Raw genomic sequence first — 15,949 nt, 5'->3', positions numbered from 1 at the left:
GTGTGTTGTCCGCGGAAGGAGGGCGTTTCCACCCTTCGGTGCCCATACCAACTCCAGGGATGGCTCTGGAGGGGGACGGCTCTGATAGAGCAGCAGGAGCAGAGCAGCTGCGGCAAGTGCCACCGCAGTGGAGATCGCCGCCAAGCGTGAGAGACGGTGCGATCTGGGGGCCGCATGCTGGAACGGTCCCTGCTCCAGGCCCAGCTCCGCCAGTGCATCGATCTGAAGCCGGATTGCGAGTTCCTTCTGGCATTGCGCGCAACCCGCGAGATGGAGCTGGAACTCCCTGGCCTCCTCGGGTGAGAGCTCCCCTTCAACGAACCGCGCGATGAGGGCACATGGGCCGGGCGTTGACATCAGACAGGTCCTTTCGGCGAGAGGAGCTGTTTCAGCTTCTCTCTTCCATCAAAGAGGCGCTTCGCAACGGTCTGGACCGGGATGCGCTGGAGCGCGGCGATCTCTGGGTTCTTCAGCCCCTCCAAATAGAGCCACATTGTTGTCCGGATCTTCATGGAGAGCTGCCCGATCGCTGAGTACAGATCCTTGTCCTGGACGATGAAGGAGGGGAGTTGAGCGGTCGTCAGGATCGGTGCGGCTGTGTGAAGATCGTTGGACTCTCTCCGCAGCTTTTCAGACGCATCGATGATCACGTTTGCCAGGATGCGGGCGAGCAGGGCCCGCTCCATGGCGCTCTCACCCTGGCGAAGGCTGTACCCTTTCTGGAAGTAGCGCAGGAAGGTCTCCTGGACGTACTCCTCCGCGATGGAGGGGTTGCGACACAGCCGTAGCGCGGTACGCAAGAGACACCGTCGATGGCGGGCGTTCAGCTCCACGAATCGGGGGTCCACGTCTCTTTCCGGGGAAGTGTTGATAGTGCACCTGCCGTTCGACATCTGACGCCTTCAAGAACGGCGGCGGGTGGGAAAAATTACGAACAGGAAGTCTCTGGCTGCACGCCGCGAGGGCGCTTGCTGGGGAGCAGGCCCACATCGTCCTACCATGGGAATTGCCTAGGGTTTCCTTTGGCGCGGGGGCCTGCTCGTGCGTGGCTTCGCCTTGGGGGCGCGGAGGGGGAGTTGCACAGCGGGGTCACCGAGGAGCACGTAGCCCGAGAGATCATTGCAGGTCATCCAGAGGAGATGGAGGGATGGGAATGCAGGGGGCGGCAGGTTCCAAGCGCGGGCCTGTTCGATCTCCTGGAGCCGTGCTCCCAGGTCGGCGTAGAGATTGGCTGCCGCACGACCAAGGACATGAATGGCGAGGCCGACACGGCAACCCGACATGACGAGCCGGAGGGCATTGGCGAAGTGCGACGGATGCCCTCCGTACTTCTCGCAGTATGCCAACGTCCAGGCGAGATCCACGTGGCCGATGACCGCGAGCGGGCCCTCGGGGTTCGCGAGCACGGACTGGGGGAGCGCACACACGAAGGGCTCTTTTCGTGCGAGTGACTCCAGGACGGTTTCCAGGGGCTCGTTGAAGAGCTTCTCTTCCTGGAGCCGCTTCAGCCATGGGAAGTAGCTGCTCTGCGAGGGTGTGCCTGCCCCGAAGCATGAGACGTTGAACCAGAAGCCGCCGGGGAGAAAGCGACGCTTCTCCACATGCGAAGCTTCGAGGCTTTCAGTTCCGAGGCTCATGGAACCCTGACGCCTTCGTTGCTCTTCGTCGGAGCTCCAGCCGCCTCTGCGGGGAGCGCCGATGCCATGGCTCAGGGTCAAGAGCGTGCTCGGAATGGGCACTGCGGCCTGGCGGAGCAGGGGACCGCATCCCCAATTCGAGTGATCCCCCACCTCGATGATTTCCTTCGCTTGGAAGGAACCACGGGCGTGGTCCTCGATGCACTGCTGGAGGGTGGGCGCCATGAGTTCGCGGTAGCTCAATCTCGTGGCGGGGGTCGCGTCGTGTGCCGTGAAGAACAGCATCCGTGCGGCGGGGCGTTGAACCCTTCGTTCCCAGTGAAGGACCTTGGCGGCGTAGGCCGCGTAGCCAGAGCCTGCAGGGAAGGCGAGCCGGCCCACGTAGCACTCGCTGTTGAGGGCCAACTGGAGCTCGAGGGGCACCTGGTCGAGGTCCCCCAGGAGCAGCAGGTAACGCGGCGGTCCCTGGGGGTGGGAGCGATGCAGGAGGATCTGGCGCCCCCACGCTCGTGCCTGCACGGTGCTCATGCGGGGGGGCACCCTGTAGATGAGGGCATTCTCTTGTTGTTCCGCCTCTCGCGCCCGGAGGAGCGGCCGGATGTGCCCGAGCAGTTCATCTCCAAGAGGACCTTCGGGAGCCACGATGCCCCACTTCTGATGGGTGAGGTCATTCGGGTCTCCTCCGGCGTCGTGAAGGGACGCGAGGACGTTCGTCTCAAGGCGTTGGGGCAGCAGCGTCTGGGCCACATCGAGTGGCAGCCCGTGGGCAAGGACAGGGCTGCCGTCATCGCGGGCCATCAGTAGCAGCGCATCCTTGAGGGAACGACGCGGGATCTTCTTGGCGGATTCGGGCATGGCGCCTCCTCGCGTGAGGGGAAAAGCTTGATGCGGTGCTTCTTCAGACGAGAAGGGGGCCCCTCAAGAGGAGCCCCCTTCTGTAAGAATGAAACGGCTAGAAGCTACTCATCCGCCGCGGTGGACTGCTTCTCCGCGCCATCTGGCGAGCGGTTCCCCTGGAGCTGCGGGGGCACATCCGTCTCGCCGTCCTGCTTCACGCCCGGGGGCGAATCCCTGGGCGGAGGCGGGGGATCCACGATCTCGGCGAGAGAGACGAGGGGAGGCAGCTCTCGGCCATTGCAAGTGGACTGCTTCTCCACGCTTTCTGGCGCGCATTTCTCCTGGAGTTGCGGGGGCACATCCGTCTTGCCGTCCTGCTTCACACCCGGGGGTGAATCCTTGGGAGGAGGCGGGGGATCCACGATCTCGGCGAGTGAGGCGAAGGGAGGCAGCTCTCGGCTATTGCAGTTCGACATTGGTTCTCCTCGGCATTGTGAGAAAAACCACCAGTGGTTTCGCAACAGACTGCGTTGCGCGCGCAAAGCAAAATCGCATCGAGGCGGCTTTCTATTACAGCGCTCCATCCTCAACCCGGCGTTGGCGAGGCAGCCGGTCCCCGGCATTGCGACAGGACCAGAGCGAGACATCCTCGGCGGCCTTCAGCACTTCTCCGACGAAGTGCGCGGCGGTTTCGGGCAGGCCTGGTGGAAACGAGCCTGAGGAGGCGCGGCTCAGCGATCTCGGCGGAGGGGATCGCCTACTCCAGGATACACTTGGCGTGATCGGTGTAGATTTGCCTCCTGCTGGGCATTGGAGAGGCGACGGTCAGCCGCGCGTTGCGCCTGCCTTGAGAGATGGGCCGCGTGACGCCGCGGCCGCATCGAAAGTCCGCGAGCGGCGCAGGGAACTCTCCGTGGCCTGCTCGCTCTTGCTCTCAGGACGGGGGCATACGCGAGCCAGAGAAGAGTCTTTGAATTCGTGCGAGCAGTGGATGGCTGGGAACCTGGGCTCGCAGCACCGCCACGGCATGGCGCAGGAGAGGCAGCGCCTCTTCCTGGCGCTGGCGCGCCAGCAGGATGAAGGCTAGCGAGCTCTCCATCTCAGCGTATGTGTAGTGGTCACGAGTACCATGGACATGCTCGAAAATTCCTTGAGCCTTGCGGAGCTTGGCTTCGCCATCATCAAACCGGCGGAGATAAGCGAGGCACGTCCCAAGGCTCGCGTAGGACATGGCGACGTCAGGATGGGCCTCGGTGCCGAATGCCCGCTTTTGAATCTCAAGGGAGCGCTCGAAAAGAGGGAGAGCTGTCTCCAGATCTCCCAGGTCCTGTAACACTCTTGCCAACTCGTGGAGCGAAGCGGCGACGGAGGGGTGGATCTCGGTGCCAAACACCTGCTTGTAGATTGCTGCGGAACGCTCGAGGTGGGAGCGGGCCGTCACCAGGTCGCCCTGGGCCTGCAGGACTCCCGCCAACTCATGGAGCGTGGCGGCGATGGAAGGATGGACCTCAGTGCCGAGCACCTGCCTGAAAATCGCCAGGCAGCGCTCGAGGTGGGAGCGGGCCGTCACCAGGTCGCCCTGGGCCTGCAGCACTCTTGCCAACTCATGGAGCGAGGTAGCGACGTCGGGATGGATTTCGGTGCCGAGTACCTGCTGCTTGATAGCCAGCGAGCGCTTGAGGTGGGAGCGAGCCTCCGACAGTTTGCCCTGCGCATGAAGCACTGCGGCCAACTCATGAAGCGAGGCGGCGACCGAGAGATGGACCTCGGTGCCATGCACTTGCTTGTCTATTTTCAGGGAACGCTCAAGGTGGGAGCGTGCCTCTCCCAGTACTCCTTGGGCTTGCCGTACTCCTGCCAACTTGCGGAGCGAGGCAGCGATGGAGGGATGGGCCTCGGTGCCATGCACTTGCTTATAAATCTCCAAGGAGCGCTCGAGGTGAGAGCGAGCTTCCACCAGCTTCCCCTGGGCTTGTAGCACTCCGGCCAGTTCGTGGAGCGAAGCAGCGATGTCGGGATGGATGCCGGTGTTGTGCACCTGCTCATGAATCTCCAGGGAGCGCTCGAGGTAGGTGCGAGCCTTCGCCAGATCTCCCGTGGCCTGCAGCACTCTTGCCAACTCGTGGAGTGTAGCGGCAATAGAGGGGTGCACCTCGGTGCCGTGCACTTGCTTTTGAATCCCCAGGGAGCGCTCAAGGATGGAATGAGCCTCCGCCAGGTCTCCTTGGTCCTGTAGCACTCTTGCCAACTCATGGAGCGTGGCGGCAATGGATGGATGCGCCTCGGTGCCGAATAATTGCTTCTTGATTGCCAGGGCGCGTTCAAGGTGAGAGCGGGCTTTCGCCGGTTCTCCCTGAGCATGGAGCACCGCGGCCAACTCATGGAGCGAGGCAGCAACGCTGGGATGATCCTCCGTGCCGAGCGCCTGTTCTTGAATCTCCCGGGATCGCTCGATAAGGCGGCGAGCCTCCCCCATGTCTCCCTGGGCATGCATGACTCTTGCCAATGCGTGGAGCGAGGCAGCGAAGTTGGGATGGACCTCGGTACCGAGCACCTGCTTTTGAATCTCCAGAGAGTGCTCGAGGCAAGAGCGAGCCTCCGCAAGGTTTCCCTGCGCATGCAGCACTTCCGCCAGCGCATGGAACGAGGCGGCGATGGAGGGATGGCCCCTGGTGCCGTACAACCGCTCCTGAATCTTCAGGGAGCGCTCAATGAGGGCGCGCGCCGTCGCCAGATCTCCCTGGGCTCTCGACACGCCAGCCAGGTCGTGGAACAAGCTGGCGACGGAGGGATGGACCTCAGTGCCATGAATCTGCTCGTGAATCTTCCTCACGCGATCGAGGAGGGCACGAGCCTCCGCCAGGTTTCCCTGGTCTCGAATGACTCCTGCCAGTCCATGGAGCGAGACGGCGATGGAGGGATGGATCTCGGTGCCGAATACCTGCTTCTTTATCTCCAGAGAGCGCTCGAGGTGAGAGCGGGCGGCTGCCAGGTTGCCTTGGGCTCTGAGCACGCCAGCCAGCTCATGGAGGCAACTGGCCATGCGCTGTTTGACCGCGGATGGATTCGGCCCTTCTTCCGCCAGTTCAAGCTCGGTGAGGTTGATGCTCTGCTCGAGCAAGTCCTTCCCCTCTTGCAGATTGCCAGTCTGGGAGAGCGCGTAGCCGGTCCATTTCAGCCCCACCACACTCTTGGGGAAGGCCTCTCGGTGCCGCCGACCCATGCTGGCGCTCGTCTTGTACTCCGCTTGATCACGCAGCCAAGGATTGAGCGCCTCCGCAAGCTCATCCGCGATATCTTGCCGCCTGGCCCGCAGTGCATGTTCCCAAGCCTGGAAAGTGGCGCGCGCATACCATTTGCCGTCAATCTTCGCTCTCTTCCACCAGAACTCTGCGGCAACCGCATGCCACCTCTCAGCGTCGGGCGCATCGAACTCCTCTATCACCAGGGGGCTGACGCGGTAGACTCCCTTCCCCTCGTCGTTCCCCACCTCCACCAACCCGAGGTTCGCCAGGGCCACCAGGTGGCGCTCGAGCGACACCGAAAGCCCCTCGGTCAGTCTGTCCAAGGCCTCAACTGGTACCGGCACCTCGTAGACGCGCGCCCGCTCAATGAATCTCAGTGCGTCCGCACCTACCTTGGTTCGTGCCTCTTCAAGCGCCAGGTGCTTGAGGAAGAGGGCTGCCAGAGCGTCCTGCTTCGCCTTGTCAGGTGCCTTCCCCTGCCAGTCTGGAAGAGCCTGTCCTGCTTGCTCCAGTATCTTATGCAAGTCATCGGGCGTCTTGCCTCCCAAGAGTTGTCGAGCCCAGTCGAGGATGCGTGCGTTGCGGCCCAGGCGTTCGCACAACTCGATCCATATAGCTTTGTCTACGTGCGATAATTCCTTGTCGCCCTCCCTGCCTCTCATCCACAGCTTCTGGATGCTGGCTCGGTCGAGTGCCCCCAGAGGGAGTACCGCGAGTGCGCCTTGGAGATGGGAGGGCAGAGAGAAGCGGGCAGTGGTGCTGATGAGCAGTTGGTGTTGGTGCTGAGCGCACACAGGCACGAGCATCTCAAGCAAGTCGGAGGCGAGAACGTTGCGGAGTCGGGCCTCGCCCTGGCCAGGAATGTCCAGGTTCTGCTCAAAGTCATCCAGCACCACCACCAGGCGGCGAGCTTGCCAGTGGTCGCACAGCAGCAACTTGAGACGTTGCAGCAGCGGTAGCGTGGTGTCATCAAGCCAGGCTGCGGCTTTGGCATCCTTCGAGCGAGTGGTCTCCCGGCGGAACGCTTCCAGCAGCGTCAGCTCGTTGAGTTCGCCATGGAGCACCAATGTGGCGGGTTCCCCGATACTCTGGCTGAAGCGCTGGAGGGCACGTCCAACGAGGCAGGACTTGCCCTGGCCCTTCATTCCCACCACGACGGCGCCCACCCCGGGACGCTCCGCCGTGCCAGGAGAGGTCTGGCTGCCTCGGTGGAGAAGGCGCCCAAGTACCTGCAACTCGCGACGCCGGCCGACAAAGCCGCGCGCGAGCACACGCATGTGGCCGCCCAACATGGTGTAGATGACCTCGGGCGTAGGCGACTGCTCTGTGACAGGTGGCTCGTCCAGGTTGAGAGCGAAACCCATCGGCTGTGTGGTCAGATATTGCAAGCTGGCCCAGGTATGGCTCTGGGCGGATGGCAGTCGTTTGGAGTCTTCCTGATAGAGACCCAGACGTGCCCGAGCCACGGCTTGAGCAGGCCCCTCTCCCTGGCACAGACGGTCGTACAACTGTGCAACCGCGGTACTGGCCAGTCTGTCTCTCACAGGCCGCGTCCAGCCGACGACACAAGGAATACCGCCCTGGAGCAGCTCGGCCACCAGACTGGGCAAACCATTCCTGTGCTCGGCGGTGTTGCAGGAAGAGAGGACCACCAGGCGGGGGGGCGCGAGCCGGAGCACCGCAAGCAACTGCTCAGGGCCGACGTCATGTCTGGCGCCCGTTTCATCCTCCATCAGGAGGCGCGGGCCGTCGTCGGTCATGATGCCGTGGCCGGAGAGGTGGAGGATGTCGTAGGAGCGAAGGGAGAGGCGGCGTTGGAGTTCAGCGAGGCTGCCCTCCTCGGCGACGTGGAGCACCAGGCGACGCTGCTGGACGAAGGGAGCCAGCTGGGAGAGCAAGAGTTCCTCTTCGGCCTCGTAGTCGAGCACTGGGGGAGTGTCCGTGGGGGAGTAGGCCATGAAGAGGACCTGCAACTGCCCACCAGGGAGGAGGACAGGCGCAGAGGGCTCGGCCTCACCGAGTTGGAGGCAGAGGGTGAGGTGAGGCAGGAGTGCCAGTGGCCCCGCCGAGGGTGAGGTAAGCAGTTGGAGCTGCCATGTGAGTGCTGGGTGATCGGGCAGGGGCTTGCCATGGTTGGAGCGCAGGCGGATGACGAGGTACAGGGGCTGGCCCGAGGCCTCAGAGGACTGCAGCAGATGCTGCAGGAAATGCTCAGGGCCATCTAGCAGGTCGTAGAGCGTGAGCCCGAGCTGTCGGTAAGCGTCAGCCTGGAGGAGAGAGGCATTCAAGCTCAAGGCGCGCTCAGCCTGTGCCAGGGCCTTGAGGTGCTGGTCGATATGCTGCTGCGTGGTCAGCTCCACCGGGCGGGGCCTGTCACCGGGAGCAGAGCTCCACAGGACATGCAGGCCGTCGGCAGAGTGCAGCAGGTCGACGGTGTGCAGGGGGGAAGAGGACATGGGGCTCCTGGTGCTGGGGATACGGCGGTATCGCCGTAGCGAGCACAGACGTTACACGGAGAGCACGATCGCGCGCTTGGTGCTATTTCTTGCGACGCCCGCCGAGCCCATCTTGTTGCTCCGACGTAGGGGCGGGCTCTTCGAACTCCTTGCGGATTTTCGGCAATGCCCGATAGCGAAGCACTCGCACGTAGTTGACGGTGATATCCAGGGTCTCGGCGATGGCTTTGTCGTCCTGGTCATCAAGCATCAGGAGAATCACCCTCTGTTCAGGGAGGCTACATGCACGGTGAAGTACCTTCGCGATTTCAAGATAGGGACGCTTGTTGAGCAACTCCAGCTCCGGGGTCGAGGGGGGGTCGACGTCCGCGGCATTCACCTCTGTTTCATCCTCGAGCGGTTCGTTCCGGCGACGAGCAAGCGAGCGCCGGATACGAAACACCAAGTTCTGCAAGATCCCGAAGAGGAAACTGCGCAAGGTGGCTCCGGGATGGAGCTTGGTGGCCTTGTGCAGCAAAGTGATGAAGGCATCTTGTACCGCGTCGTCGGCATCGGCGTCAGGGAGATGCTGGCGCGCCCAAGCAGTCATCCAAGGTTGGTGCCTCTCCATGAGCATCTTGAAGGAGCCGGCATCTCCTCTGAGGAAGGCGCGGAGGAGGGCATTGTCAGAGTCGCGCGTGCGCTCGTCATGGCTGCGGTTGGCGCTGTCGTTGGGGGGGACGAGGTCGATGGCTGCTTGGTAGATCCGTTGCTGGAGCGCAACAGAGGGTGGATGAGCATCATCCGGGAGGCTGAGATCGAGGAGTGCGTCGCAAATGAGGTGTGTGAGGAGCATATGTCGGAGGAAGGATAGTCCTATCGCGTGGAGTGATGAGGGTATGCTATCTGGGAGCCAACTGCTTGGAGACGGGTAACTTCTCCGCCGCGGTGCGTACGGAGCCCATGAGCTCTGCCAATTCCTTCGGGAGGGCTGCCGGGACAGGAGGAAGGGGAGCGCTGCACGCCACGTGCTCGAGGAAATCCGCGACGAGCGTGTACAGGGGGCCTGCATCTCTCAGCACCTGAAGTCCTTCGGTCAGCTTGTCAGGGGGAGTGGTGCGGGAGGCTCGTGCGACGAGCGCGAGGTGCGCCAGTTTGCGCAGATTCACACGCGGGTGAGAGAGGAGGTGCTGAATTCGTTTGAGGAGTGGATGGTTGGGGAGCTTGGGCTGCAGCACCGATCGGGCGTGGTGCAAGAGAGACAGAGCCTCCTCCTCGCGATCAAGCGACAGCAGCAGGATGGCGAGAGAGGTTTCAACCTCGGCGTACTTGTAGTGGTCGCGAGTGCCATGGACGTGCTCGAAGAGCTCCTGCGCCTTGCGGAGCATGGTCTCGCCTTCCGCGGACCGGCCGAGTGCCACCAGGCATGCGCCAAGGTTGGCGTAGCATGCGGCGACGGAGGGATGGACCTCCGTGCCGGATATGTGTGTGTCTATTTTGAGTATGCGCTTGAGGAGAATGTAGGCGGATGCCTGCTTGCCCTGGGCCTGCAGCACTCTCGCCAGTTCGTGGAGCGATGCGGTGACGGAGGCGTGGTTCTCAGTGCCGTATATCTGCCTGCTTATCCTCAGGGACTGCTTGAAGAGATTGCGAGCGGATACCAGCTCTCCCTGAGCGTGACGGACTCTTCCCCATGCGTGGAGTGAGGCCGCGACGTCGGGATGAAGCTCGGTGCCGAACACCTCCTTTTTGATTGTCAGCGACCGTTCGAGGAGGGCACTGGCGGTCGTCAGGTCGTCCTGGAGCAGATTCACTTCTGCCAGGGCGTGGAGCGAGGCGGCAACAGAGGGATGAAATTGCGTACCGTACACCTGCTCCTGGATCTCCAGGGAGTGCTCGAGGTGGCCGCGAGCGGAATCCAGCTTGCCCTCGGCTCGCAACGCGACTGCCAGAGCGTGGAGCGAAGCGGCAACGGAGGGATGGATTTCGGTGCCGTGCACAAGCTTCTTGAGCTCGAGAGACCGTTGGAAGTGAGAGCAGGCCTCCTTCGTGTCGCCCTGCGCTTGAAGCAGGGCTCCCATCATTTGCAACGAGGTGGCGACAGAGGAATGGACCTCGGTGCCATATATCTGCTTGCAGATCTTCAGGGACCGTTCAAGGCAAGCGCGAGCGCAAACCCAGTCGCCCAGGGCCCCCAACACGACTGCCAGTTCATGAAACGAGGCCGCGACGACGGGATGGTTCTCAGTGGCGAACGCCTCCTTCCTGAGTTTCAGGGAGCGTCTGTGCAGGGCACGAGCCTGCTTCAACTCTCCCTGGGCGCTCAGCACTGTGCCGAGTTCATAGAGGCAGGCGGACAAGCGTTGCTTGACGATGGATGGGGCCTGCTCCTTTCCAGCCAAGGAGCGCTCTGCGAGCTCTATACTGCGCTCAAGTAGTGCCCGCCCGTTTTCGACATCGCCCATTCGGTAGAGCGCATGGCCGGTCCAGTGCAGCCCCGTTACACTCTCCGGGAAGAATGCCATGTGCCGCCTACCCAGGCTGAGGTTTGGTGAGTACTCGCCCCAATCGTGCAGCCATGGATTGAGTATGCCCGCAGCCGCGTCCGCGATGTCCTGCCTCCTAGCCTGCAGCGCATGCTCCCAGGCCTGGAGCAAGGCGTATGCATACCAGCCGGTATCGCTCTTTACCCCCTTCCACCAGAACTCCGCCGCGATACCGTGCCACCGCTGGCCATCTGGCGCGTCGAACTTCTTTTTCACCAGCGGACTGACCCGGTAGACCTCCTGTCCTTCTTCACTCCCTACCTCTAGCAGCCCGAGGTTCGTCAGCGGGACCAGGTCGCGGCCGAGCGACACCGTGAGCCCCTCGGTCAGCCTGCTCAATGCCTCCACGGGTACCGGCACTTCGTAGACACGCGCTCGCGCGACAAAGGTCTCCGCGTCTGGCCCCACTTGGGTCCGGGCTTCCTCAAGTGCTATGTGCTTGAGGAAGAGCGCCGCCAATTCGTCCTGTTTCTCGCTATCAGGGACCTTCCCCTGCCAGTCTTGAAGCTCCTGGTCTGTTCGTCCCAGCATCCTACGCACTTCGCTGGATGTCTTCCCTGTGATGAGCTGCCGAGTCCACTCGAGAACGCGGGCATTGCGGCCCAAACGCTCACAAAGTTCAGCCCACAGCTTGCTGTCCCCCTTCAACTCCCTCAACAACAGCTTGTTGATGCTCGATTTTTCAAGAGCCCCCAGGGGGACTTTCACGAGCGCTTCCTCGCAACCCGGAGGGAGCGGGAAGAGGGTGGTGGTAGTGAGGAGGACCTTGGGCTGCGCCCCTCTGCATGCGGGCACGAGCGCGCCGAGCAGTTCGGAGGCGAAGGTATGGAGCCGAGCCTCACCCTGGCCTGAAATCTCCAGGTTCTGCTCGAAGTCATCCAGCACGACCACCATGGGGCGCTTCCGCCAGTGGTGGCTCAGCAACAGTTCCAGGCGACGTGGCAACGAAAGTACTGTGTCATCGAGCAGAGCCGTGGCTGCGAGATCCTTTGCCTGGGAGGCCTCCTGGCGGAACGTATCCAGCAACTCAATCGCATTGAGTTTGCCATGGAACACCACCATGGCCAGCTCCCCCGCCTCCTGACTGAATCGCTGGATCGCGCGACCGACGAGGCAGGATTTGCCCTGTCCCTTCATTCCTGTCACAAGTGCGCCCGCGACAGGGTGAGGGGCCTGGCCTGGAGCGGCCCAGTGCCCCTGCCAGAGGATACGCCCAAGCGTCTGCAACTCCCTGCGTCTGCCTACAAAGCCCTCTTTCAGGACGCGCATGCGTCTGCCCAACGTGGTGTAGACCATCTCGCGCGTAGGTGACTCCTCTGTTGCAGGAGGAGCGCTCAAGTCGAGGGCGAAGCCCGCCGGCTGTGTAGTCAGATACTGCAAGCTGGCCCAGGTATGTGTTTGGCCGGGGTCCGGTCGTCTCGAGTCTTCCGCGCGGAGGCTCTGGCGCGCCCGAGCGACAGCCTGGGCCGGCCCCTCGCCATGACACAGGCGGTCGTAGAGCTGTGCAACAGCGGTTCTGGCCAACCCATCCTGCACGGGGCGGGTCCACCCGACGACCCAGGGAATACCGCCATGCACCAACTCGGCTGCCAGGCTGGGCCCCCCGTTTCCTTGCTCGGCAGTGCTGCAGGAAGCAAGGACAACCATACGGGGGGGCGTGGGAGCCTGCCGGAGCACTTCAAGGAGCTGGTCGGGGCTGACGTCATGCCTCGCTCCCGTTTCGCCCTCCATCAGGAGGCGTGGGCCTTTGCCGGTCATGGCGCCATGGCCTGAGAGGTGGACAATGTCGTAGGAGTGGCGCGAGAGGCGGCGGCGCAGTTCGGCGAGGCTTCCCTCTTCAGCGACATCGAGGAGCAGACGGCGCTGCTCGACAAAGTGAGCCAACTGGTCGAGGAAGTGCTTCTCCTCGGCCTCGAAGTTGAGCACCGGTGGAGTGTCAGTCGGCGAGTAGGCCATGAAGAGAACCCGCAGGCGCCCGCCAGGGATGAGTACGGGCTGCGAGGTCTCCGCCTCACCGAGCTGAATGCTGAGGATCACGTTCGGCAGAAGTGCCAGGGGCTCTGCCGTTGGAGAGGTCAGTAACTGGAGGTGCCACTGGAGGGCGGGGTGGTGGACGAGAGCGTGGCTATCGCTGGAGCGCAGGCGGATGACGAGCGAGAGTGGCTGGCCAGGGTTCCGTGCGGACTGCAGGTGATGCTGGAGGGAGTGCTCACCAGGACCGTCGAGCAGGTGGTGGAGTGTGTGTCCGAGTCGCTTCTGCGCATGAGCCAGGAGACAGGCGTCGCGGTTCGAGGCGCGTTCGACATCGGCGAGGGCCCTGAGTTGCTGGGCGATGAGTTCCTGGGTCGCCAGCTCCACCGGGCGTGAAGCCTCGCCCGATGCACCATGCCACAGGACGTGCAGGCCGTCCGTGGAGTGCAGGAGGTCGATGGTACGGACGAGTGGAGAGGTCATGGTGCTCCCGGTCCTGGGGACAAGAAAATACCGCAGGAGCGAGAGCGGACATTACGGGCTTCAGGCAAGCCAGGAATAGAGACGCCCCACCCCCCTTGGAGCAGGGGTGGGGCGTTGGCTCCGCGCAGGGGGAGGGGAAGGAACCTACGCGGTCTTCCGAGTCTTCTCGTCGCGAGAGTTGTCGACGAGCACCTTGCCGAAGCTGAGCGCGTCCCCGGCGGCGTCCGCCTGGATGTTGTCTCCAGGGAGGAACTCGCCCCCCAGCACCTTCAGCGCCAGCGGGTCCATCAGGTACTTCTGGATGGCCCTCTTGAGTGGACGAGCACCGTACGTCGGGTCGTAGCCGCGCTCCGCGAGGAAGCCGCGCGCCTTGTCCGTGAGCTCCAGCGTGAGCCGCTTGTCCGCCAGCAACTTGCCGAGTCGCCCCAACTGGATGTCGACGATCCGGTGGATGTCGCTCTTCTTGAGCGGCTCGAAGATGACGATCTCGTCCACGCGGTTGAGGAACTCCGGCCGGAAGTGGGCGCGCAGCGCATCCATCACCTCGCCACGGGTGGCCTCGTCCAGCGTGTCCTTGCCGGCCATGCCCTCCTGCAGGGCCTGCGAGCCGATGTTGGACGTGAGGATGAGCACCGTGTTCTTGAAGTCCACCGTGCGGCCCTGGCTGTCCGTGAGCCGGCCCTCGTCGAGGATCTGCAGCAGGATGTTGAACACGTCCTGGTGCGCCTTCTCGATCTCGTCGAAGAGGATCACCGTGTACGGACGCCGCCGGACGGCCTCGGTGAGCTGACCGCCCTCGTCGTAGCCGACGTAGCCCGGAGGCGCGCCGACGAGCCGGGCCACGGCGTGCTTCTCCATGTACTCGGACATGTCGATGCGGACCATCGCGCTGTCGTCATCGAAGAGGAACTCGGCCAGGGCCTTGGCGGTCTCCGTCTTGCCCACGCCCGTGGGGCCCAGGAAGATGAACGAGCCGATGGGCCGGTTCGGATCCTGGAGTCCGCTGCGCGCGCGGCGCACGGCGTTGGACACGGCGACGATGGCGTCCCGCTGCCCGATGACACGCTGGGCCAGCCGGTCCTCCATCTTCACCAGCTTCTGGACCTCGGCCTCCATGAGGCGGGACACGGGGATGCCCGTCCACTTGGCCACCACCTCGGCGATGTCCTCCGCGTCCACCTCCTCCTTGAGGAACTTCTGCGTCTTCTGCAGCTCGGCGAGCTTCTCGTTCTGCGTCTTCACCTCCTTCTCCAGCGAGGGGATGACGCCGAACTTCAGCTCGGCCGCCTTGTTCAGGTCGCCCGTGCGCTCGGCCCCGGCCTGATCGTTCTTGGCCTTCTCGAGCTTCTCCTTCAGCCCGCGAATCGTCGTGATGGCCGCCTTCTCCGCGTCCCAGTGCGCCTTGAGCGAGGTGAAGCGCTCCTTGAGGTTGGCCAGCTCCTTTTCGATCTGGCCCAGGCGCTCCAGCGAGTGCGCGTCCGTCTCCTTCTTGAGGCCTTCGCGCTCGATCTCGAACTGCGTCATCTTCCGGCGCACGTCATCGATCTCCGTGGGCATGGAGTCGATCTCGATGCGCAGGCGGCTGGAGGCCTCGTCCACCAGGTCGATCGCCTTGTCCGGCAGGAACCGGTCCGCGATGTAGCGGTGCGAGAGCGTGGCGGCGGCCACCAGCGCGTTGTCCTGGATGCGCACGCCGTGGTGCACCTCGTAGCGCTCCTTGAGGCCGCGCAGGATGCTGATCGTGTCGTGCACGCTGGGCTCGCCCACCATGACGGGCTGGAAGCGCCGCTCCAGGGCCGCGTCCTTCTCGATGTGCTTGCGGTACTCGTCCAGCGTGGTGGCGCCGATGCAGTGCAGCTCGCCGCGCGCCAGCGCCGGCTTGAGCATGTTGCCCGCATCCATGGAGCCCTCGGCCTTGCCCGCGCCGACGATGGTGTGCAACTCGTCGATGAAGAGGATGACTTCACCGGCCGAGTCCGCCACCTCCTTGAGGACGGCCTTGAGGCGCTCCTCGAACTCGCCTCGGTACTTGGCGCCGGCCACCATGGAGCCGAGATCCAAGGTGATCAGCCTCTTGTTCTTCAGGCTCTCGGGCACGTCGCCATCGACGATGCGCCGCGCCAGGCCCTCGGCGATGGCCGTCTTGCCCACGCCGGGCTCGCCGATGAGCACGGGGTTGTTCTTGGTGCGCCGGCTGAGCACCTGGACGCAGCGGCGGATCTCTTCGTCGCGCCCGATGACGGGATCCAGCTTGCCCGCGCGGGCCGCCTCCGTCAGGTCACGCCCGTACTTCTCCAGCGCGCGGTAGGTGTTCTCCGCGTCCTGGCTGGTGACGCGGGCCGAGCCGCGCACGTCCTTGATGCCGGACAGCACGCGGTCTCGCGTGACGCCCGACGACTTCAGCACTTCGCCAATGGCGTTCTTGTCATGGGTGAGCGCCAGCAGCAGGTGCTCGGAGGAGACGAACTCATCCTTGAGCCCCTTGGCCTCGTCCTCGGCCTTGTCGAAGGTCTTCAGCAGACGCTGGCTGAGCATGGAGCTCTCGCCCCCCTGCATCCGCGGGAGCTTCTGGAGCGCCTCGCCCAGCCGGCTGGCGAACAGCTTCGGGTCCGCACCGATCTTTCGGAGGATCGGCTCGACGATGCCGTCCTTCTGGCCGAGCAGCGCTGCCGCGAGGTGCTCCGGCTCGTAGTTGGGATTGTCCGCCCGACGAGCGAGGGACTGGCCCTCTTGGATCGCTTCCTGCGCCTTCACAGTGAACTTGTCGAGTCTCATGAGGCCAACGTAAGGGTCGA

9 protein-coding genes and 1 pseudogene are annotated in these 15,949 nt (G+C 63.6%); 2 read left to right on the top strand and 8 right to left on the bottom strand.

Annotation, left to right across the window (positions count from 1 at the left end; genetic code table 11):
* The first annotated feature begins 174 nt into the window (after positions 1-174).
* On the top strand, positions 175-303 hold the full coding sequence (locus KY501_RS53205) for a hypothetical protein (protein WP_255636784.1): 129 nt from the start codon (positions 175-177) through the stop codon (positions 301-303).
* On the opposite strand, the pseudogene KY501_RS54335 reads toward KY501_RS53205, so the two are convergent.
* The 7 genes and pseudogenes from KY501_RS54335 to KY501_RS23540 form a co-directional block, all read right to left on the bottom strand.
* Positions 289-357: pseudogene (locus KY501_RS54335) on the bottom strand (hypothetical protein); the annotation flags it as partial. The gene KY501_RS53205 and the pseudogene KY501_RS54335 sit on opposite strands and share 15 nt — an antisense overlap.
* Positions 357-893: an RNA polymerase sigma factor gene (locus tag KY501_RS23565; RefSeq protein WP_224365499.1), complete on the bottom strand. Its 537-nt coding sequence runs from the start codon at positions 891-893 to the stop codon at positions 357-359. The gene KY501_RS23565 and the pseudogene KY501_RS54335, both read right to left, overlap by 1 nt.
* Positions 894-1,010: 117 nt before the next feature.
* Positions 1,011-2,492 carry a hypothetical protein gene (locus KY501_RS23560; RefSeq protein ID WP_224365498.1) on the bottom strand — a complete coding sequence of 494 codons (1,482 nt, stop codon included), beginning with the start codon at positions 2,490-2,492 and terminating at the stop codon, positions 1,011-1,013.
* Between the two features lie 104 nt (positions 2,493-2,596).
* Positions 2,597-2,950: a hypothetical protein gene (locus KY501_RS23555; protein WP_224365497.1), complete on the bottom strand. Its 354-nt coding sequence runs from the start codon at positions 2,948-2,950 to the stop codon at positions 2,597-2,599.
* 458 nt (positions 2,951-3,408) lie between these two features.
* A complete protein-coding gene (locus tag KY501_RS23550) occupies positions 3,409-7,677 on the bottom strand; it encodes a tetratricopeptide repeat protein (protein WP_224365667.1) in 4,269 nt (1,422 codons plus the stop codon).
* Between the two features lie 580 nt (positions 7,678-8,257).
* Positions 8,258-8,764: an RNA polymerase sigma factor gene (locus KY501_RS23545; RefSeq protein WP_255636809.1), complete on the bottom strand. Its 507-nt coding sequence runs from the start codon at positions 8,762-8,764 to the stop codon at positions 8,258-8,260.
* A 292-nt stretch (positions 8,765-9,056) separates the two neighbouring features.
* A complete protein-coding gene (locus KY501_RS23540) occupies positions 9,057-12,656 on the bottom strand; it encodes a tetratricopeptide repeat protein (protein ID WP_224365496.1) in 3,600 nt (1,199 codons plus the stop codon).
* Between the two features lie 165 nt (positions 12,657-12,821).
* Between KY501_RS23540 and KY501_RS23535 the strand changes: the two genes are divergently transcribed.
* Positions 12,822-13,067: a hypothetical protein gene (locus KY501_RS23535; protein WP_224365495.1), complete on the top strand. Its 246-nt coding sequence runs from the start codon at positions 12,822-12,824 to the stop codon at positions 13,065-13,067.
* Positions 13,068-13,298: 231 nt separating this feature from the next.
* Here KY501_RS23535 and clpB read toward each other — a convergent pair whose 3' ends face one another.
* Positions 13,299-15,929 (bottom strand): ATP-dependent chaperone ClpB, encoded by a 2,631-nt coding sequence (clpB, locus tag KY501_RS23530; protein ID WP_224365494.1) that lies wholly within the window; start codon positions 15,927-15,929, stop codon positions 13,299-13,301.
* Positions 15,930-15,949: the final 20 nt, after the last annotated feature.

Origin of the sequence: Hyalangium versicolor (assembly GCF_020103695.1) — a bacterium.
In the GTDB taxonomy this organism is placed as follows: Bacteria; Myxococcota; Myxococcia; order Myxococcales; family Myxococcaceae; genus Hyalangium; species Hyalangium versicolor.
This window is presented reverse-complemented; position numbering and strand designations above follow the sequence as displayed.